Origin of the sequence: Silvibacterium acidisoli, from assembly GCA_022870745.1 — a bacterium.
In the GTDB taxonomy this organism is placed as follows: Bacteria; Acidobacteriota; Terriglobia; order Terriglobales; family Acidobacteriaceae; genus Silvibacterium.
In genome coordinates this window covers 868,497-889,783 of sequence record CP085323.1, presented here as the reverse complement: position 1 = coordinate 889,783, position 21,287 = coordinate 868,497, and the positions used below count along the sequence as shown (strand labels likewise).

Annotated in this window: 11 protein-coding genes; 2 read left to right on the top strand and 9 right to left on the bottom strand. The window is 56.0% G+C overall.

Annotated elements, in window-relative coordinates; translation table 11 throughout:
- Positions 1–185: 185 nt before the first annotated feature.
- On the bottom strand, positions 186–1,685 hold the full coding sequence (locus LJD29_RS03690) for a GH39 family glycosyl hydrolase (protein WP_446744409.1): 1,500 nt from the start codon (positions 1,683–1,685) through the stop codon (positions 186–188).
- A 120-nt stretch (positions 1,686–1,805) separates the two neighbouring features.
- The gene (locus tag LJD29_RS03685; protein WP_446744408.1) at positions 1,806–2,813 is read right to left on the bottom strand and encodes a choice-of-anchor D domain-containing protein; all 1,008 of its coding nucleotides are present in this window, start codon (positions 2,811–2,813) and stop codon (positions 1,806–1,808) included.
- A 1,534-nt stretch (positions 2,814–4,347) separates the two neighbouring features.
- On the opposite strand from LJD29_RS03685, the gene LJD29_RS03680 reads away from it, so the two are divergent.
- Together LJD29_RS03680 and LJD29_RS03675 are read left to right on the top strand one after the other, a co-directional pair.
- Complete coding sequence (locus LJD29_RS03680) at positions 4,348–5,607, top strand: sigma-54 interaction domain-containing protein (protein ID WP_446744407.1); 1,260 nt, start codon at positions 4,348–4,350, stop codon at positions 5,605–5,607.
- Positions 5,608–6,025: 418 nt separating this feature from the next.
- Complete coding sequence (locus LJD29_RS03675) at positions 6,026–14,182, top strand: DUF4082 domain-containing protein (RefSeq protein ID WP_446744406.1); 8,157 nt, start codon at positions 6,026–6,028, stop codon at positions 14,180–14,182.
- A 41-nt stretch (positions 14,183–14,223) separates the two neighbouring features.
- On the opposite strand, the gene LJD29_RS03670 is transcribed toward LJD29_RS03675, so the two are convergent.
- The 7 genes from LJD29_RS03670 to LJD29_RS03640 form a co-directional block, all read right to left on the bottom strand.
- A complete protein-coding gene (locus LJD29_RS03670; protein WP_446744405.1) occupies positions 14,224–15,381 on the bottom strand; it encodes a DegT/DnrJ/EryC1/StrS family aminotransferase in 1,158 nt (385 codons plus the stop codon).
- Positions 15,378–16,364 carry an NAD-dependent epimerase/dehydratase family protein gene (locus LJD29_RS03665; RefSeq protein ID WP_446744404.1) on the bottom strand — a complete coding sequence of 329 codons (987 nt, stop codon included), beginning with the start codon at positions 16,362–16,364 and terminating at the stop codon, positions 15,378–15,380. Before LJD29_RS03665 ends, LJD29_RS03670 begins: the two co-directional genes overlap by 4 nt.
- A gap of 44 nt (positions 16,365–16,408) precedes the next feature.
- Positions 16,409–17,098 (bottom strand): acyltransferase, encoded by a 690-nt coding sequence (locus tag LJD29_RS03660; RefSeq protein ID WP_446744403.1) that lies wholly within the window; start codon positions 17,096–17,098, stop codon positions 16,409–16,411.
- Entirely contained in the window at positions 17,088–18,194 is a 1,107-nt protein-coding gene (locus LJD29_RS03655) for a DegT/DnrJ/EryC1/StrS family aminotransferase (protein ID WP_446744402.1), read from the bottom strand. Before LJD29_RS03655 ends, LJD29_RS03660 begins: the two co-directional genes overlap by 11 nt.
- Positions 18,191–18,739 (bottom strand): acyltransferase, encoded by a 549-nt coding sequence (locus LJD29_RS03650; protein WP_446744401.1) that lies wholly within the window; start codon positions 18,737–18,739, stop codon positions 18,191–18,193. Before LJD29_RS03650 ends, LJD29_RS03655 begins: the two co-directional genes overlap by 4 nt.
- A 12-nt stretch (positions 18,740–18,751) precedes the next feature.
- Positions 18,752–19,813 (bottom strand): Gfo/Idh/MocA family protein, encoded by a 1,062-nt coding sequence (locus tag LJD29_RS03645; RefSeq protein ID WP_446744400.1) that lies wholly within the window; start codon positions 19,811–19,813, stop codon positions 18,752–18,754.
- Positions 19,814–20,001: 188 nt separating this feature from the next.
- Positions 20,002–21,108, bottom strand: a complete 1,107-nt coding sequence (locus LJD29_RS03640; RefSeq protein ID WP_446744399.1) for a sigma-54 interaction domain-containing protein — start codon at positions 21,106–21,108, stop codon at positions 20,002–20,004.
- Between the last annotated feature and the right edge of the window lie 179 nt (positions 21,109–21,287).

Below are 21,287 nucleotides of genomic sequence, written 5' to 3'. Positions count from 1 at the left end.
AAGTAGGCACTCCCTGCGGCAAGCGTATGGGCGTTGCGACTGCGTTTCTTCATGTAGGGAGTCGGATCGTCTCCCGTATGACCCGCTTTGTTCGCGCATTGTGAATTCGGCCGCATCCTCGTGGATCAGCATCAGTACACACAAGCCGTCGACAAGCTTCGGCTCGGCATACAGTAGCGGTGTACTCAGTCCTGCTTCGAAACGCGGATCAGCACCAACGCATTCACGTCGAGATGCAAAGTGAGCTGCCCGTTCGTCAGCCTGGTTTCTTGAGGCGTCCCGGGAGATGTTTCCTTGTTCATGGCGTCCACTTGCTTCTCGGTTGGATCGATGGGGCTTCCTATGGCTTTGTACGCGGCCAGTGTGTTTCCGTGGGTATCGTCCACCCGTTCAATCGTTACCCTGGCATCTTTCGCTACACCGCTAAGCTTCAGTTCAACGCTCTTCGCGGAGCCATGCTGGTCCGGATCGACAAGATTCCATACGGCAATCGCCAGTGATCCGTCGTTGTTTCTTGTCACAATCGCATTCTTCGACGGATTCGCTAGCCGTTCTTCGCCAAGCTTATGGAGCAATGCAAACGCATAGAAACTAGGCTTGTTGATGCCTCCTTTTGCGCGTAACCCGAACTGCCCTTCGAATGGCTTCGCGATCGGTCCGCCTTCTTCAAAAACATCGGAAAAAGTCCAGAATGACATCATGTCGACCTTGCCATCGCATTCACGAATCGTATTCGCTAACCCTGTGCCTACAAATGAGGTGTCACGCGACTCATTCATGCCTTGAACATTCCACTCCGTCCAAAAGAGGGGCAAATGAGGCATCGTTGAAGCCCTGATCTGTCCGCGCACCTTCGCAATCGCGCGGCATACCCGGTCGTCCATGGGGATGTCTTCGTGTGTTCCGAAAAGATTCTCAACTGTGTCGTCTGCGTAGCCGTGGCTCGATACGAAATCGACGGGAACATGATTCTCCGAGTCGTACTTCAGAAACTCATCTACCCAGGCGGATGCTGCCGTCGCCGGGCCTCCCACGCGCAGCCTCGGGCTTACCGATTTCAGCGCGCGCGCCGTATGAGCGTACAGGTCGAAGTAGCTTTCCTCGCGTGGGATGCCATTCCAGAAGTCGATATTCGGCTCATTCCAGACTTCGAAGTACCATTGAGCCACCTCGTCGATTCCATAGCGCTCCACAAGGTGCCGGGCAAACTGCACGATCAGCGCATCCCACCGCTCCATGCTCTTTGGAGGAGAGACATTCTGCTTGTACCAGAAAGGATGCAGCGCATCCGGATTGAAGGCCAGCTTCTTCGGCATGAAACTGATCTCTACAAAGGGCCGCACTCCATTGCGCAGCAGGCCGTCGTAGACCTGGTCAACGTAGGCGAAGTTGTAGACCGGTTCGCCATGTTCGTCCTCGTTGTAGACACCATTCTCGTCATGCAGTATTCCGTGGAAGCGTACGTACTGGAAGTTCGTCGCTTGCTTCACCGCGCGCATGTCGTCACGATAGCTTTCGCGTAGTGTAAGGTTTGCGCGGCCTGAGCCAAACATCTGCTCCCAGAAATGAGGAAACGGCGTCGTCTTCGCATTGGCATCGATCGTGATCGGCTCCTGGGCGCGAACCGGCACGGAAAGAAGCAACAGGAAGATGCACCACAGGGCGGAAAGCAAATGGCGCTTCATAGGCAGGCCAAAGGAATAGCAGTGGCGGATCGGGGCTGTCAACCTTGGAGGCGCGGACAGTCAGGCTCCCATGGCGGTACATCACGAGCGATTGCTCCGCCACGGGAGTGCTGCCTGTTTTTAGGGGATGACTACGTTTGTGTTATTCGACGCAGCGCTTTCAAGTCCCGCTGAGGCCATGCTCTTGACTACGTAGGAATAAGTCGATCCCGCGACCACGGTGGTATCTACGTAAGTCGGCTGGACAATCGTAGAAGTGTTGATCCTTGCATAGGCGGTGCTTGTTCCGGTAGCTCGATAGACGTTGTACCCTGCGACTGGAACGGGTGTGCTCGAAGGCGGAGTCCAGTTCAGGGTTACTTCGTGATCGCCAACTCCGCTCAATGCCACAACGGAAGTGGTTGCCGTCGACGAATTGCTATGGATCGTAAGAGCCCCGGTCTGGGTGTTTGCGCTTGTCGGCTTAAAGAGAATATTAAGTGTGACTGCGATGCCCGGATTCAGCGTCACCGGAAAGGTCGCCCCCGACAGCGTGAAGTTCGAACCCGAAAGAGCGACAGATTGAACCGTCACCGGCGACGTACCTGATGAAGTCAGTGTGACCGGCTCTGTTTCACTCTGCGTAAGTGGCACGCCACCGAACGCCAGATTGGCTGTGCTGACCGTAAGCTTGGCTCCGGTTGCAGCCGTTCCGATACCACTCAAGCTGACCGTGATCACGGGCGAAGTGGATGACGTGCTCCTGATCGTCAATGTTCCGCTCTCGGCCATTGCCGCCGGAGGAGTGAACTTAACGTTGAGAACCAGGGTTTTATTAGGGTTCAGGGTTACGGGAAGCCCCTGTCCGGATAGAGCGAACCCGACTCCAGTTACGGAGGCAGAGTTGATGGTCACTGCCGTAGTGCCCGTGGATGTCAACGTCACGGTTTCCAGTGCAGCGGAGCTTAATGCCACATTGCCGAAGGCCAGCGTACTCGTGTTGACTGCTAATCCCGCTGTGGCTGCTGCCGCGGGTACCGCTTTTGTTGTTGTATTGGGGGTAGTGCTGACGTTGGCGCCCGTAGATGCGGAGACCGATGGTACGGTGCTCGCTGTCTGTGCAAATGTTGCGTAAGAGCTAAAAACCATAATGATTGAACCGCAAAGAAGAAGGAAGCGGCTCGACGTCTTCGGAGTGCTATGAGACTGCATGGGGGATCTCGTACCTTTCCTGAAGAAGTCAATAAGAGGACAGGGATCTGCTTCCCACGCCATAACGGCGCGCCAGTTGTCGATTGCCCTAAGTGTGACTTTTGCCAAACGCAATGCACGCAGTAAGCCATTTATAAGTAAGCGCATTATTGAAATGGAAAGTCATCACGTAATGGAATTTAGCTTCGATCTCCGGCGATAGGAGAGGGACGGAAGAGGGATGAAGCCAAGGTAAAAAGTACTTTTAAGTGAAAAAATTTCCGCATAATTCAGATCAACTGTAAAAAGGACCAAGTGAATTTAGCGATAGTAGATACTTAAGATATAATCAATCGATTAGCCTTGAAACATGTGATTGCCGGTACATTGTGGTAGTTAAAAGTATAAGTCCATTCGCCTTATCACTGTGTAATTTCAAAGGTCGGTCAGGGGAGTAATCCAGTATTCTCTTGATCGGGATCATCTCTCCTTGATCTGCCTCATCTCCAGAATTTCGCTTTCGGGTGCTCCTGGTGAAAGCAGTCAACCGTGATCGAACCTGCCTCGATCTCTCACGAGCGTGGGGCGCCGGTTGAAGGAAGCGCTGAGAATAGCTTTGAAGTAAACAGTTCCCGCTGAATTATTGATCGATCAAGTACGAAGCCCATGCTCTTCGGGCTGGCCGGAAATGAAGGCGCCAGAGGACTGTCCACTCGGCCGGGCCGGCAGGGATAAAGGCATGGAGTGTGCTCTGGAGCCACTGAATTGTGTCCGGTGGTTACCGATGCCGGATTTAGTAACAATCACTGGTTGCAAACTGTTACCCTGTTTTCATATTCATGACAAGAAAAACCAGCGATATTCCTAGCCTATTTCCCTTTAAAATTCAGCATTTTGGATAGGTTGGACACAATATGCAATACAGTGCGCTGAATATCGCACTTTTTTGTTTGACACCGAATAGGCGCCGCGCTACATTCACGGAGTTTTGAGGCATTCCCTCTGCCCGAATCGTTGCAAGGAGCGGATTACAGGTAACTCACCCCCCGAGTTTTAAACCTGAATTTCTCCTAAACATAAAATCATTCGACTTGTGGTCCCAATTCCCGGGCTGTCGTGCATGCGGAAAGCCCTGACAATTTGAATTTCTCTGACGTTTATTCCATGCGTGTTGTTGGCTTGAAAAGCCGTTATTGAAGCTGGATACGTAAACCGAATGGAAAGTGTCTTCCACTTCGATCGTCAGTTCCGGTGATGTTGTCAGCTCATTTCCCAGATTTCTTGAGGTGTTGAAATGCCACGAGCAGTACACATGCTAGCGATAACGGGGGACGCAGGTGTATGTGAGTCCGTCCACCGAGCCCTGGATTCAGAAGGCTATCTCGCCATCTGCGTATCCTCTTCCCAAGAGGCCCTTCATCTTCTTCAAAGCGGAGTTGCCACGGAGTCTCTTATTGTTGACGCCGGCCGAAACAGGTCAGGCGACGATCTCATGCTTCCGGCTCTGATTGCGGCAGTCGGTTGCGAGAGGGTAGCGGTCCTCTCCGAGTTGGGAGACACATGGTGGCGGACTCATGCACACACATGGAAGATCAGGGCATTCACAAAACCGCTGATGCGGCAGGACCTGGAACAACTGATGGCACAGCCTGAGACGACCATGCCGCTGCCGGCTGGCGCGACTGCGGACAAGGGTGCGAATGCGGAACGCCTCCACGTGGAGGAGATGGGGAACAATAGATTCTTCCTTGCGGCGTCTCCCAAGATGCTGCAGATCTACAAGGATATCAGGGTGCTGGCGCCGATCGATGTTCCTGTACTGATTCTTGGGGAGAGCGGCGTGGGCAAGGAAGTCGTCGCCATGCTTTTGCATAAGTATCATGCTCGCGCAGAGAAGAAGTTTCTGAACGTGAACTGCGCAGCGCTTCCTTCCGAGCTGTTGGAAAGCGAGCTGTTCGGTTACGAAGTCGGTGCTTTCACAGGGGCGGTCAAGGCGAAACCTGGCAAGTTTGAGCTTGCTCATAAGGGCACATTGCTGCTGGATGAAATCGGCGAGATGAGTCCCCAAATGCAGGCGAAGCTGCTTCACGTTTTGCAGGACGGAACGTTCTCGCGGCTCGGTGCGCAGACGACCACGCAGGTGGATGTGCGGATTGTGGCAGCAACCAATATCGATATGCTGGAGGCGATCGCGGAACGTCGTTTCCGTGAGGATCTCTACTACAGGCTCAATGCGTTCACGATAGTCGTTCCTCCTCTTCGCGAACGCCGCGAAGAAATCCCTCTGCTCATCGAGCAACTGATACAACGGGGCGCGGCGGAGCTGGGACAAAAGCCGCTCGTTTTCTCGTCCCGGTTAATGGAAGCCGCAAGGCAATATCACTGGCCTGGCAATCTGCGCGAGTTGCGCAACTTCGTCACCCGCGTTCTCATCCTGCAGGACCAGGAGGCCGCCTACCACGACCTTATGGCAAGACCGCAGCAGGGCGGCGGTGGTTCTGGCGTGGCCTCAAATGCATTCTCTGGCGTTCGCGATGGATTCAAAGCCGGGATGAAGGGCGCCGTGGCGGATGTGAAGAACCGGACCGAAGTGCGCATGATTCAGGATGCGTTGAATGCTTCCGGCTGGAACCGCAAGAGAGCGGCAACCGATTTGAATATCAGCTATCGGGCACTGCTCTACAAGATTCAACAGCACGGTCTCACCTCGCATCCGATCTACAAGGAGCCTCTGGTCAACTCGCAATCGTGAGTTCACAGGCTCCGATGTTTCTGCGGGGCCTCCAGAGGTAGCAATTGCTGATTGGCTGGCCGGATTCACCGCGCCAGCCGCGCTTTTTGTATTGCTCTTTCACCATGAAGAGAGCAACAGGATCATGTTCGAGCCTCCGGCTCCCGTGCATGACGCGAAGACTGCCTCCATTGCCCCTCACGCGCCGAATCGGCGCAAATGTGAAATATGCTGCGCATTTCACCTTGACCTCTGCTGAGTCTAAAGGTCGATCCGGCTGCCGCATTTGGAATCTGACGTGCGGTAATGGGAGCCGTCACGCAAACGTATTTCCCCCCCAAAAGACGTGATGCGGGTCTTCATAGAACTCCGTCACGCCCTTTTATTCCAGCGCATTTTTAACAGCCTGGCGGAGAGATCGAGCAAAGGAACTCCAGGCATGCCCAGCACATTTAAGAGCGCTTCGAATCGCAGTTATCTGTTCGCAATCATTGCCCTCATACTCCTGGCTTTTAGCTATGCCAGGTCTGCCCAGGCCCAGTGCGCGAGTCCCGCTAACGCGATCGTTGCTGAAAATTGCCTAACGGGGACGGACTCTTCCCAGTGGGACGTGAAGACCGGAGACGCCGGCGATCCGACGATACAGGGTTTCGCCACAGATATCAGCGTCAACCAGGGAAGCACCATTTACTTTAAGATCAACACCCCTGCGTCGGCCTATACCATCACGATCTACCGTATGGGCTACTACGGGGGGATGGGCGCTCGCAAGATCACCACGATCACACCGTCCGCGAGCCTGCCACAGCAGCAGCCGGCGTGCAACAGCGATACCACCACCGGGTTGTACGATTGCGGCAACTGGGCGGTATCTGCTTCCTGGGCAGTTCCTGCAACGGCGACTTCAGGCATTTACTTTGCTCACCTTATTCGAAGCGATACCGGTGGGGACAGCCATATTGTCTTCGTCGTTCGCAACGACTCCAGCCATTCCGCTATCTTTTACCAGACATCGGACGAGACCTGGCAGGCTTATAACTACTATGGCGGGGGCAGCTTGTATGGGCCAAATTCGCCCTCCTTCGATCTGACCAGCAGGGCATACAAAGTCAGCTACAACCGTCCTTTCTACACTCGAAACATCTATCCCGAGCCTGACACCTTTGTCTTTGGTGCGGAAATGCCCATGGTGGAGTGGCTCGAGCAGAATGGCTATGACGTCACCTACACCACCGGCGTCGATGCGGCACGCAACGGTCAGCTCATTCTGAATCACAAGATTTACATGGATTCAGGCCATGACGAGTATTGGTCTGCGGCACACCGTGCGAACGTGCAGGCTGCCCGCGATGCCGGCGTGAACCTGGCATTCTTCTCCGGCAACGAAATGTTCTGGAAGACACGATGGGAAAACAGCATCGACGGGAGCAATACGGCCTATCGAACCCTCGTCTGCTACAAGGAAACGCTGGCCTTTGCCCAGATCGATCCCGACGATCCACCCACCTGGACAGGCACATGGCGAGACCTGAGCTTCAGCCCGCCGGCAGACGGCGGACATCCCGAAAACAATCTGACCGGAACCTTATTCATGGTGAATGGGCCGGGTCCGGACAACGATGCAAATTTGCAGATACAGGTTCCAGCAGCCGACGGCAAGATGCGTTTCTGGCGAAACACCGCGGCCGCGACGCTGGCGTCGACTGCGACTTACAAGATGGCGCAGGGAACCCTGGGTTACGAGTGGGACGAGGATATAGACAATGGAGTCCGGCCGCCTGGTGCGTTCCAATTGTCGACGGCCACCTATCCGATGACATCCGATCTTCTGCTGGATTATGGCGCCACCTACGGTGCGGGATCAGCCACGCACCATATGATGATGTACCGCGCTCCCAGCGGCGCCCTGGTATTCAGCAGCGGAACCGTCAACTGGTCATGGGGGCTCAACAGCAATCACGACAACCCCTTTGGGATCGAGACCCCGGCTACCGACACCAATATGCAGCAAGCGACGGTGAACCTGTTTGCTGACATGGGTGTCCAGCCGACAACCCTGCAGTCAAATCTCGTGGCGGCGACACAGTCTACTGACACAACTCCGCCGACCTCCGTCATTACTTCGCCGGCTGCTGGTTCGACAGTGAGTGTCGGAAATACGATTAACGTGACAGGAACAGCAACCGACACCGGCGGAACGGTCGGTGGTGTCGAATTCTCATCCGATGGTGGAGGCACCTGGCATCCGGCGCCAGGGCGTGGAAGCTGGAGCTATGCATGGTCGCCATCCGTCACAGGCTCGATTACTCTTTTGAGCCGCGCGGTAGACGACAGCGGCAATATCGAAACGCCGCATAACGCCGTCAATCTTACAGTGCAGCCGAAGACCTGTCCCTGCACGATCTGGACTCCATCCGCTGTTCCTGGGACTGCGGATAGCGGCGATGCCGGATCGGTCGAAGTGGGTCTGAAATTTCGAGCGGATTCGGATGGAACTGTGCTTGGCGTGCGCTTTTATAAAGCCGCAACCAACACAGGCACTCATATCGGGCACCTCTGGTCGAGTACGGGAACCCTGCTCGGCACAGCGACCTTCACCGGTGAGAGCAGCTCCGGCTGGCAACAAGTAAACTTCTCCAGCCCGATACAGGTCGTAGCGAATACGACTTATATCGTTTCGTACTACGCTCCGAATGGCCATTACTCGGCAGATACAAGTGCGTTCGCCACAGCCGGAGTAGATGCGCCGCCATTACATGCGCTGGCAAATGGCGCGGATGGATCGAACGCCGTATTCGTTTACGCTTCGGCGGGCGGCGCATTTCCAAACGTCAGCTTCCGTGCCTCCAACTACTGGGTCGACGTCGTATATACCTCTTCGAATACCTACAGCCTGAGCGGCAACATCAGCGGCTATGGCGGAGGAGGTGCGACGCTTCAACTGAACGGCGCCGAATCGCTGACCGACATCGCCGATACCTCCGGGAACTATTCCTTCGACGGCCTGGTAGATGGCACCTACACGGTTGTGCCGTCGAACCCGGGCGTAACATTCACGCCGTCGAGCCAGTCTGTAACCATCAACAACGCGGTCGCGACCAGCGTAAACTTCACTGCTGTCGTTACAAATCCAATGTCGATCTCGGGCACCATCACGGGCGGAGCAGGAGCGTCCGTAATGCTCGACGGCAGCGTGTCTGCCACCACTACGGCCGATGCATCCGGGAACTATGCCTTCAATGGCCTGCTAAGCGGTTCCTACACCGTTACGCCTATTTTGTCGGGAACGATATTCACCCCCGGAACACAGTCGGTCACACTCTCGGGCAACAACGCGACAGGAGTGAATTTCCAGGGCCAGCAGTGCAACTGCACCTCAATCTGGCTGCCGTCGGCAGCTCCTGTCCTTGTTGACAGCGCCGACAACACACCTATCGAAGTCGGAGTCAAGTTCAGGGCGGACTCTGCCGGAGATGTCACAGGGCTCCGCTTCTACAAGGCTGTAACGAATACCGGCACTCATATCGGCCACATCTGGTCCAGCGCTGGAGCGTTGCTCGGTAGTGCGACATTCTCGGGAGAAACTGCCTCGGGATGGCAGCAGGTGACCTTTGATACGCCGATCGCGATCGCGGCGAATACTACTTACATCGCTTCGTATTTCGCGCCGGTCGGGCACTACTCCGCCGATACAAATTACTTTGCGACGACGGGCGTCGACCATGCTCCTCTGCACGCCCTGGCTAACGGAGTCGATGGACCCAATGGCGTCTACCTGTATACGTCCAGCAGTGGATTCCCATCCAACAGTTACTCGTCCTCGAACTACTGGGTGGATGTGGTCTTCACCATACCTCCGTCCTACACGGTCAGCGGCACGATATCCGGTTCCGGCGGCGCGGGAGCAACAGTGACGCTGAGCGGATCGACTTCAGCCACGACAACCGCGGACAGTTCGGGAAACTACACTTTCGCCGGAGTGTATTCAGGCTCCTATTTCGTTACGCCCAGCAATAACGGGTCTGCATACTTGCCGGGAAGCCAGGCTGTCACCGTTTCCGGTGCAAATGTAACTGGCGTGAACTTCACCACATCTCCGTTGTGCCCCTGCGAAACCATCTGGCAGCCAACGGCGACGCCGGCGGTCATCGATTCGACGGAAGCCCCGGCAATCGAGGTCGGAACCAAGTTCGATGCGGATTCCGATGGATATATTCTCGGTGTCCGTTTCTACAAAGCGCCAACGAATACTGGCACACACATCGGAAACCTGTGGGCTGCAGGCGGCAGCGAAGACCTGCTTGCTACCGCGAACTTTACCGGTGAAACCGCTTCTGGCTGGCAACAGGTCATGTTTGCCAACCCTGTACCGATCAGCGCAAACACGACTTACCTGGCATCCTACTTTGCTCCGCTGGGTCACTATTCCTACACCTCATCACTCTTCGCCAGCGCCGGTGTGGATAATCCCCCGCTCCATGCGTTGTCGAATCCCGCATCGAGCGGGAATGGTGTGTTTACATACTCTTCAACCAGCACTTACCCGAGCAGCGCATTCAACGCGACCGGTTACTGGGTGGACGTAATTTATGCCAAGGCAACTACGTTCTCGTTGGGTGGCACTATTACAGGCAATGGCTCGACAGGCGTAACCGTCACACTCACTGGGCCGGCAAATTCGACGACGACCACGAACGCCTCGGGATCGTATAGCTTCAGTGGGCTGGCCGATGGAACCTATACCGTTACGCCAACGCTTGCAGGCGTCACCTTCACCCCGGCAAGCCAGACAGTGACGATCAACGGGGGCCATGCTCTCGGGGTGAACTTTGTCTCTGGTCAGCCGAGCTTTACCATCTCGGGAACGGTAAGCGGCGCGCCAAACGATACAGTTACGCTCTCCGGGCCGTCGCCTCAGACAACAACTACCGATACCTCAGGGAACTACAGCTTTACCGGAGTTGTGAACGGGAACTACACCGTGACTCCCGACAACACCGGCTACACCGTGACGCCGGCCAGCCAAAGCGTCACAATTAACGGCGCGAACGCTACCGGTATCAACTTTAGTGTCGTTCCCATTGACTACACCATCAGCGGTACTATCGCTGGCGGCGGCGGAGCAACGGTGACGCTCTCCGGAACAGCAACAGCCACTACAACGGCGGATGCGTCTGGAAACTATACCTTCCAGTTGGTGACAAATGGGACCTACATCGTGACGCCGGCCATGACGGGCAGGGTATTCGTGCCTGCGGCTACAACGGTAGTTATCAGAGGGGCGTCCGCAGCCAATGTAAACTTCACAACGCCGGCGAACTGCCCATGCGATACCATCTGGACGCCGTCGGCTGTACCAACCCTCGTGGACTCCGGAGACGGACAGGCGATCGAAACAGGCGTGAAGTTCACTGTCGATACGGTGGGATACATTACCGGTGTCCGGTTCTACAAGGCGGCAACCAATACCGGTGCTCACCAGGGCTCGCTCTGGGGTGATGACGGCACGTTGCTGAGCAACGCAACCTTCACCGGTGAAACCAGTTCCGGCTGGCAGCAGGTTATCTTCAGCAGTCCGGTGCCGGTGATGCCGAACACGACTTACATCGCCTCTTACTTCTCTCCCAACGGTCACTATTCAGGCGATCAGGCATTCTTCGCTACCGCCGGCGTTGACTCTCCTCCGCTGCACGCGTTGATGAATGGAGTGGATGGCACAGACGGTGTGTACACCTACTCCATTCAGAGCTCTTTCCCGAGTTCAGGCAACAACGCGACAAACTTCTGGGTCGATACGATCTTCACCCCGGCCTCGACCTACAGCATCACCGGCACGGTAGGCGGAACGGGAGGTCCGGGCGCGACTGTTACGTTGAGCGGGGCTTCTTCTGCTCAGACCACCGCGAATGCTTCGGGAGGGTTTACCTTCAACGGCCTTGCGAATGGTACTTACACAGTTACGGTCACAAGCTCATCGGGATACACATTCACGCCGCCGAGCCAAACAGTGACAATCAACAACTCACACGTCCTGGGGCTTTCCTTCACTTCGTCTACGCAGACCTTCACTATCAGCGGAGTGATTTCAGGGACTGGTGTTGCGAATGCCACGATCCAGCTGACCGGCACCTCTACGGCCACAACTACCTCGAACGCCAGCGGTGCGTACAGCTTCTCAGGGCTGGCGAGCGGCGGTTACGTGGTGACACCCAGCAGCACAGGTGCCACCTTCAACCCGCCGAATCAGCAGGTGATGATCAGTACTGCAAATGCCACCGCTAACTTTACCGCCACTGCGCTGACATACACGATCAGTGGCTTAATTAGCGGAGCAGGCGGCCCGGGCGCAACCGTAAAGCTTAGCGGAGCGTCCACCGCAACAGTGACCGCGGACTCCACCGGATCCTATTCGTTCAATCCTGTCCCGAACGGGTCTTATGTTGTAACGCCCACAAACACCGGCGCCACCTTCACGCCGGCAAGCCAGTCGGTGACCGTCTCTGGCGCAAATGTCGCTCTCAACTTCTCCTCCACCTCACAGGCATTCAGCATTAGTGGGACTATCAGTGGAGCAGGCGGAGCGGGAGCTACCGTTGTGTTGAGCGGCGCTTCCTCTGCGACCACAACTGCCAGCGCCTCCGGCACATATACCTTTAACGGTCTGGCAAACGGAGCGTACACAGTCACTCCGAGCAACTCCGGTTTTAACTTCACTCCTACAAGCTCCTCGGTGACGATCTCGGGAGCGAACGGGACTGCAAACTTCAGCTCGACCGCACAGACCTTCACGATCAGCGGAACCATCAGCGGTGCAGGCGGATCAGGCGCGACGGTAGCGTTGAGCGGCGCTTCGTCCGCAATTACGACGGCCAGTGCTAGTGGCACATACACGTTCACAGGCGTGGCGAACGGCTCTTACACCGTGACCCCGAGCAAATCAGGTTTCAGCTTCACGCCAGCAAGTACGGCTGTGACGATCTCGGGAGCGAACGGGACTGCGAACTTCGGCTCGACCGCGCAGACCTTCACGATCAGCGGAACGATCAGCGGTGCAGGCGGATCAGGCGCGACGGTAGCCTTGAGCGGCGCTTCGTCGGCAACCACGACGTCCAGTTCTAGTGGCACATACACGTTCACGGGCGTGGCGAACGGCTCTTACACCGTGACCCCGAGCAAATCAGGTTTCAGCTTCACGCCAGCAAGTACGGCTGTGACGATCTCGGGAGCGAACGGGACTGCAAACTTCAGCTCGACCGCACAGACCTTCACGATCAGCGGCACGATCAGCGGTGCAGGCGGATCAGGCGCGACGGTAGCCTTGAACGGCGCTTCGTCGGCAACCACGACGGCCAGTTCTAGTGGCACATACACGTTCACAGGCGTGGCGAACGGCTCTTACACCGTGACCCCGAGCAAATCAGGTTTCAGCTTCACGCCAACAAGTACGGCTGTGAAGATCTCGGGAGCGAACGGAACTGCGAACTTCAGCTCGGCCGCACAGACCTTCACGATCAGCGGAACGATCAGCGGCACCGGAGGATCGGGAGCGACGGTAAGGCTTACCGGTGCATCCACCGCAACGGTAACCGCATCGTCCACAGGGACGTACAGCTTCACCGGCCTGGTCAACGGTTCCTACACCGTTACGCCGAGCAGAACTGGCTTTACCTTCTCTCCAGCCAGCCGGACAATGACGATCAGCGGTGCGAATACCACTGCTAATTTCACCGCAACTGCCTTAACTTTCAGCCTCAGCGGCACGATAAGTGGCACAGGAGGTGCTGGCGCAACAGTCAGGCTTAGCGGTGCGTCCACGGCAACGGCAACTGCAAGCTCCGGCGGAACGTATACGTTCACAGGTCTTGTGAGTGGATCCTATACGGTTACTCCAAGCAAGACAGGCTTCACTTTTTCCCCGGCGGCCGCAGCCGTCACCATCAACGGGGCAAATGCAACCGCAAACTTCACCTCAACAGCAGCTACGTTCAGCATTACTGGAACGATCAGTGGAACGGGAGGCTCGGGTACGACGGTCCGGTTGACAGGCGCAGCGACAGCTACTACGACCGCAAGCTCCACGGGTGCCTATAGCTTTACCGGGTTGAAGAATGGATCCTATACGGTCACACCGAGTAAGACGGGTTCCACGTTCTCTCCAGCCAGTCGAGCGGTGACCATCAATGGCGCAAATGGAAGTGCGAACTTTACAGCTACCGCACAAACACACACCATTAGCGGAACCATCACCGGCACCGGGGGATCGGGAGCGACGGTAAGACTGACGGGTGCATCGACCGCTACTGCTACGGCGAGTTCGAGCGGGGCTTATTCCTTCAGCGGCCTTGCTAACGGCTCATACACCGTGACACCCAGCAGAACGGGCTTCCTCTTCGTTCCATCAAGAACGTCTGTAACAGTAAATGGTGCGAATGTCGTCGCCAACTTCATCTCCATCCGGACGCTGGCGATCGGCGAACCCATCAGCGGAGCTGCAGGAGAGACAGCTATGGCAATGGCCGGCGCCTTCGAGGGCGTAGCTGGAATCAACGAACTAAGTTGTGCGTATGCTTTTGCCGATATTGCAAACAGCGTATAGCCGCTGGGATCGTAACTCGATCCCAGCGGCTGCGCTGTTCTTTAGATAGTGAAAGTGTGTAGAGTTTCGATCACGTAATCCTGGTCGGCTTCGGACATCTGGTGGAAGAGCGGCAGGATGATTCCAGTATCTGCCACACGGTCTGTGTGTGGCAGGTGCTTGCCGGATTCGTTTTCGAGATAAGGCCGCTCACGATGAATCGCCATGACCGCACGCCGTGTGGAGATACCTTTCTCGAGCATGCCTTGCATCAATGCATCGCGCGCGGGCGCGGAGGAACGCAGTCGAACCATGTACGACTGGTAATTATGGAGGCAGTGCTCCGGGACGTGCGGACGCTGCAACCAGGGCATGTCCTCCAATGCCTGGTCATATCGCGCCGCCAGATAACGCCGCCGTTCGAGCAGGATCCCCAGGCGTTCGAGCTGCACCATTCCGATTGCGGCCTGGATGTCGGTCATGCGAAAGTTGAATCCGATCTCGTCATACGTTTCCGTTGCAATCCTGGTGGCGCTATGACGAGCGACGTCCGAAAGGCTCATTGCATGTTGCCGGAGCCGGCGAAGCTTGTCTGCAAGTTCACCGTCGTTGGTGGTGATCATCCCTCCTTCTCCGGTGGTGAGAATCTTTCGAGGGTGGAAGCTGAAGCAGGCCATCGATCCCCGCGGTCTGCCGATCCGCTCGTCGTGGTATTCCGAGCCGATTGCACACGCGGCATCTTCGATCAGGACCAGGCTGTATCTTTCAGCAATGGCTGAGAGAGCATCCAGATCCGCCGGTAAGCCGATCTGGTGAACGGCGAGAATCGCCCTTGTGCGCGGGGAGATGAGCATCTCCACGGAAGCCGGATCCAGGTTGTATGTGTCAGGATCGATGTCGGCGAAGATCGGAGTCGCTCCGGTATAAGTGATCGCATTCGCCGTAGCGATAAAGCTCAGGCTCGGACAAATCACTTCGTCCCCCGGACCTATGCCTGAAGCGACCAGTGCCAAGTACAGAGCCGTGGTGCAGGACGACAGGGCTACGGCGTGAGAGCTGCCGACGTACTTCGCGAACCTCGTCTCGAACTCGGCGACGCGCGGCCCCTGCGTAATCCACCCGGAACGCAACGCGTCGATCGTGGCCTGTTCCTCTTCGCTTCCGATGTAGGGCCGGGCAACCGGAATCATCTTTGACGTTATAGCGGGAGCGCTGCTCATCGCGAAGCTCCTACCGTTGCGTTCTCTTCTTTCACCTTTTGCCTCCATTGCAAGAGTTTCTTTAATCCAGCCTCGAGCTTGACGTCCGCTTTGTAGCCAAGCATTTGTTCGGCTTTTAAAACCGATGCACGGCGTGCCTGGACATTGTTGACTTTGCGGGCCTCGATATATTCAGGTTCCAATGATGAGCCTGTAATTTTGAGCAGCAGATGACACAAGGACTTCAGCGTAGTCTGCGTGCCGGTTCCGACGTTGAATGCTTCGTCGGTAACGTCGCCCGTCAATCCTGCCAGGTTTGCGCGTGCGACATCCTCGACGAAGACAAAGTCCATGGATTGCGATCCATCTCCAAAGATCTTCGGCCTTTTCCCTTCATCGATCGCATCGAGCCAGCGCACAAGAACCTCGGTGTAGACGCCGTCGATATCCATGCGCGGACCATAAACGTTGAAGTAGCGAAACACTACATACGGCAACTGGAACATTTCGTAGTAGGCCCGGAACATCTGCTCATTGGCTATCTTGCCGGCCCCATATAAGGTTCTGTTGTTGAAAGGATGGTCTTCGTCCATCGGAAGATACGAAGCGTTTCCGTATACCGATGCGGAGGAAGCACCCACGATCTTCTTCACCTTGTGGTGAACCGCGCTTTCCAGCACATTCAGCGTGCCGTCCACCAGAACCTGCATAGCCTCACGCGGGGCTTCCGCGCAGCGCGTGATTCTCAGGGCAGCCTGATGAAAGATGTAGTCCACTCCTTCAACGGCGGCATCTACAACTCCCTCATCGCGGATGTCGCCATCGATGATAACCAGGCCGCTTTTCGCCCGGGCCTGTTCCAGGTTCCTCAGGTTTCCTCGGATAAAGTTGTCGAGGATACGCACCTCGGCTGCGCCAGCTTCCAGCAGTTGATCGGCAGTAGTGCTGCCTACAAAGCCTGCACCGCCAGTAATCAGGATCTTGGATCCGTTGATCTCGTTCATAACTTGGCTCCTGGAGCTTGTTCTGTTCGGCTCCTTAGTCTGTTCTACTTTCGAAATCGAACAATCCGCGCGGGGACGCCGACTGCGACGGCATATTCTGGAATGCTTTCTGTTACTACGGCGCCTGCACCCACGATGGAATGCGCTCCGACATGAACACCCGGAAGGATGGTCGCGTTCGTCCCGATGTCCGCCCCGTAGCCGATGATCACCGGCTTGATCTGAAGCTCCGTCGAGATGATTGGGATATCGATCGGAGAGCCTGTGTGGGAAGATCCGAGAACCTTGGCTCCTGGACCCCAGCCCACATAGTCCTCAATAACCAGATGGCGAGCATCGAAGTAAGAGTGAGGACCGATCCACACATGGTTGCCGATGCGGCAGGTACCGTCGAATCGTCCCTGGATCATTGTCTGCGCTCCGATGAACACGGAGTCGCCCAGCTCAAACGTCTCGGGATGCTTCAGCATTACCTCTGGTGCAATGCGTATATCATGGCCTGCCTGCCTGCACATGGCCCGAAAGAGAATGCGGCGAAGCTGTGTTTCAAAGGTTCCCTCGTCGCTTCGAAATCGCGAATACAAGGCATGCAGATCCTGCGGGGAATAGGATCGCCTGAGTTGGAGCGCATACTCCCACTCCCATGCGGGATCTTCCTTCAATCCCGCTGCCCCGAAAACAGCAGCTACCGTGCGCGCATCCTGAGTGGGAGCGTTCTCGGCGTTAACTGACATGGCAGCTCTCGTGCAGTTCGGCGGCGACATAGGCCACAGCTTCGTGGCTCATGCCGGGATAAAGCGGCAAAGACAGAATGCGGCTCGCAGCTCGCTCCGTCACCGGGAAATCTCCACACTTGTATCCGAGCGAAGAGTAAGCGTCCTGCAGATGAAGAGGAATGGGGTAGTGCAGCCCGGACTCGACACCTGCGTCGGAGAGTTGCTGCCGCAGTTGATCCCGGTTGTCGGTCTCGATCACGTAAAGGTGATACACATGATGGGCATATTCCATCTCAGCCGGAGTAAGTACCCCCAAAGGCGCAAGCGCAGCGTCGTACTGGGCAGCAACCTCACGCCGCTGCTGGTTCCAGCCGTCGAGGTATTTGAGCTTCGTTGAAAGAACACCGCCCTGCAGGCCTTCCATGCGCAGGTTCAAGCCAGGGAAGTGATGCTCATATTTCTTCACCGATCCGTGATCGCGCCACATCGCAATCTTCTGCGCGAGCGCTTCATCATTGGTCGTCACAGCGCCGCCTTCTCCACAGGCGCCAAGGTTTTTTCCTGGATAGAAGCTGAAGCAACCTGCAACGCCCAGCGATCCTGCCTTGCGCCCTTTGTAGAGAGCGCCGTGGGCCTGGCAGGCGTCTTCAATCACGGGGATGCCATGCCGATCCGCGATGGCGAGAATCGGGTCCATATCGGCAACCTGTCCGTAGAGGTGCACAGGCACGATGGCGCGCGTACGGCTGGTGATTGCAGCTTCGATCAGTGCAGGGTCCATGGTGTAGCAGTCAGCGCTAATGTCGACAAACACCGGCTTAGCACCCACGGCCGAAATCGCCTCTGCAGTAGCAATGAATGTATGGGCAACCGTGATAACTTCATCCCCCGGCCCTACACCCAGTGCGGCGAGTGTGAGATGAAGCGCGGCGGTTCCGGAGTTCACCGCAACACAATGATCTGTGCTCGTGTAGGTTGCAAATTCCTGCTCGAAGTTCTTCACTTCGGGGCCGAGCACAAACGCGGATGTGTGGAGCACCCTGTGAAACACTTCCAATAACTCATCTTTCAGCTCATGATGCAGTGACTTCAGATCCAGAAACGGAACTTTCACTTTTCCTCCATCCGACTCAATACTCTTGCGGGATTTCCTGCGACCACTGCGTATGCGGGCACATCATGAGTGACGACGCTGCCGGCTCCAACCATGGCATGCTCGCCAATCGTGATGCCGCAAAGAATTGTGCTGCTGGTGCCGATGGAGGCACCGCGCCTCACCACCGTTTTGACGACCTGCCAGTCAGCCTCAGTCTGAAGGCTGCCGTCTGCGTTGGTGCCTCTTGGATACTTGTCGTTGATGAAGGAGACATTGTGGCCTATGAAGACATCGTCTTCGATATCCACGCCCTCGCAGATGAAGGTGTGGCTCGAAATCTTTACGTTGTTGCCCACCGTCGCATTCTTTTGAATTTCGACAAATGTCCCGATTTTGCAGTTGTCTCCGATCGAGCAGCCATAGAGATTTACAAACGCAAAAACGCGCACATCCTTTCCCATCTTCACGTCCGGCGAAATACGGCAGTATTCCATGCCAATGGAATCGCTGGGATCTCGTCGGTCGACGATTTCAAAGTGCGCAAGCATAGAGGTGTCAGACATATCATCCTTTCCTTAAACAGCCAGGGCATCGGGCGCCAGCTCAACAAGCTTCCCGCGATGTTTCATCGAGTAAGAGGCGGATTCAAGCAGCCGGACTACCTGCAGTCCCGCGCGGCTTCCCGTGAGTGGCTCCGATCCGGTGTGAATGCAATCGACGAAGTGTTGGATTTCCACCTTAAGAGCCTCCGAAACGTCGAGCTGCGGAGCGTACATATCGCCGGAGCGATATCCAATCAGTGCCTTGTATAGGCTTTCGGTTCCGGCTCCCAGAGTGATTCCCTTGTCATACACCTTTACCTTTTCGCTCGGCTCCATGTCGTCGTACACGATCATTTGCTTGCTCCCTCCGATCAGGGTCCGGCGGACCTTCACAGGCGAGAGCCAGTTGACGTTGATGTGCGCGATGACGTTCTCCTGGAAGAACATCGTGAGATAAGCCAGGTTCTCCGTTCCCCCGCTCACGTGGTTGATTCCTGTAGCGGCGACAGCACAGGGTGTCATCGGGAGAAGATAGTTCATGATTGCGAGATCATGGACGGCCAGATCCCACAACACATCCACGTCGCGCTGAAAGAGACCCAGGTTGATGCGGGTGGAGTCGTAGTAATAGATCTCGCCCAATTTCCCCGAATCAAGCATCTGCTTGATCTTGCGGACTGCCCCCGTGTACACGAAGGTGTGGTCAACGATCAGAACCAGCCTTCGCCGTTCGGCTTCGTCGATCAACCGGAGTGCCTGCTCGGTTGAAGAGGTCATCGGCTTCTCGACCATCACATGCTTACCGCTGCACAGCGCTCTCATCGCCAGGTCATAGTGCGTCGAAACCGGTGTCGCTATGGCGATTGCGTCAATCTCCGGATTGTCCAGCATTTTCTGGTAATCCGTGAGCAGTTCCACGGAAGGATAGCGGCTGGCGACCTGCCTGAGGCGGTCTTCCCTTGCATCGCATACCGCGACAACCATTGTTTCGGGAACTTCAAATAGGTTGCGAACAAGGTTCGGTCCCCAATACCCGTAGCCCACCACTCCAAACTTGATCACATGCTCTCCATAACCTGATATGCGCCCGTCCATGCCGTTCTCCGCAAAATGCAATCGTTAGTGCCGATAGTTGCAAATGTTTGCTCACGCAGGCTGTTCTGCGCGACTGTCTTGTCGAAGCCGCCGGTCTCTGACCGCTTTGTGCCGTTGTTCTGACTTGCTTCTGGTCGAGCTACTCTGCACGCTGAGTTCCAAAAGTTAATGAGGTATGAGAGTGGAAGTTATTTGAAATCCTTTGCGCAAATACTGCTTTCTTTCCCCGCGTCTGAGCCGTTTGGAGAATCGCCCCGGGTGGAGCGCAGGGCGGGCAGTCCGGCCTCCTTGATCTTGTAAAGCAGAGCCCTGTAACTGATGTCCAGTGAACGGGCTGTCTTTCTGCGGTTCCACTTGTGCGCCTGCAAAACCTTCAGGATGATCTGTCTTTCCATGCTTTGTATGGCCCGCTTGGTCTGCACCTTGAGTGGAGTGTTCAGGTCGATCAGGTCCGGAACCACTGGCTGTTCACTCTCCGGCTCACGCAGTACCGACAGGATGTGCTCTTCATCTCCGAGCACGACGTAGCGTTTAGCCAGGTTCTCCAGTTCGCGTATATTTCCGGGCCAGTGATAACACTCGAGCAAACGCATGAAGGATGCGCTCAGCGGTACATATTCTGTCCTGAAGCGCGCGCTGTAAAACTGCAGGAAATGATTCATCAGGATGGGCACGTCGCATGCCCTGTCTCGCAATGCCGGCATTTCGATTCTCAGAACGTTGATCCGGTAAAAAAGGTCGGTCCGGAATCCTCCGCGAGCAACCTCATCTTCAAGATGACGATTTGTGGCGCAGATGAGCCGGAAGTCGACTGTAGATTCCGTGATCGACCCCAGGCGCACCACGCGTGAATCCTGCAGCGCGTGAAGCAGCTTGGACTGCAGAGCAAACTCCAGCTCGCCAATCTCATCGAGAAAGAGAGTGCCTTTATCGGCCAGTTCAAACTTTCCCGCGCGTGCTTCCTTCGCACCTGTAAACGCACCGGCCATATGGCCGAAGAGTTCGCTTTCAAACAGGTGATACGGGATCGCCGGGCAATTCACCTTGAGGAAGTTGTTGCCGGCGCGCCGGCTCATGGCATGCAGCGACCTCGCAGCTACCTCTTTTCCTGTTCCGCTCTCACCGGTAATCAGTACAGGGACTTCAGTTTGCGCAGCCTTATTCAACTGCATTCTGATGCGATGGATTGCCACAGACGTACCAAGAAGATCTCGCACATTCGTCAACCGTTTGGCGCAGCGAAGTGCACGTAGAGGACCACAATCTGGAAAAATGCAATTCCCAAATTTAGCCATAAACGACGCCTGTGAGATGACCTATGAATCTCCTGCGCAAGCCATCCTTGGCCGACGTCACACCAGGACGTACTGTGCAAAAGTTTGCACCTAACGCCAGAAAGATGCAGGCGGCAATGATTCATTGGGTCACCAAAGCCAGCCATCTTTGCACTTGCTCGCGGGGCACATTGGCCATT

Coding starts and splice junctions, on each gene's coding strand:
- LJD29_RS03685 (WP_446744408.1), bottom strand. CDS start 2,813: ATGGTTTTTAGCTCTTACGCAACATTTGCACAGACAGCGAGCACCGTA.
- LJD29_RS03660 (WP_446744403.1), bottom strand. CDS start 17,098: ATGTCAGTTAACGCCGAGAACGCTCCCACTCAGGATGCGCGCACGGTA.
- LJD29_RS03680 (WP_446744407.1), top strand. CDS start 4,348: ATGCTTCCGGCTCTGATTGCGGCAGTCGGTTGCGAGAGGGTAGCGGTC.
- LJD29_RS03675 (WP_446744406.1), top strand. CDS start 6,026: ATGCCCAGCACATTTAAGAGCGCTTCGAATCGCAGTTATCTGTTCGCA.
- LJD29_RS03690 (WP_446744409.1), bottom strand. CDS start 1,685: ATGAAGCGCCATTTGCTTTCCGCCCTGTGGTGCATCTTCCTGTTGCTT.
- LJD29_RS03650 (WP_446744401.1), bottom strand. CDS start 18,739: ATGTCTGACACCTCTATGCTTGCGCACTTTGAAATCGTCGACCGACGA.
- LJD29_RS03670 (WP_446744405.1), bottom strand. CDS start 15,381: ATGAGCAGCGCTCCCGCTATAACGTCAAAGATGATTCCGGTTGCCCGG.
- LJD29_RS03640 (WP_446744399.1), bottom strand. CDS start 21,108: ATGGCTAAATTTGGGAATTGCATTTTTCCAGATTGTGGTCCTCTACGT.
- LJD29_RS03645 (WP_446744400.1), bottom strand. CDS start 19,813: ATGGACGGGCGCATATCAGGTTATGGAGAGCATGTGATCAAGTTTGGA.
- LJD29_RS03665 (WP_446744404.1), bottom strand. CDS start 16,364: ATGAACGAGATCAACGGATCCAAGATCCTGATTACTGGCGGTGCAGGC.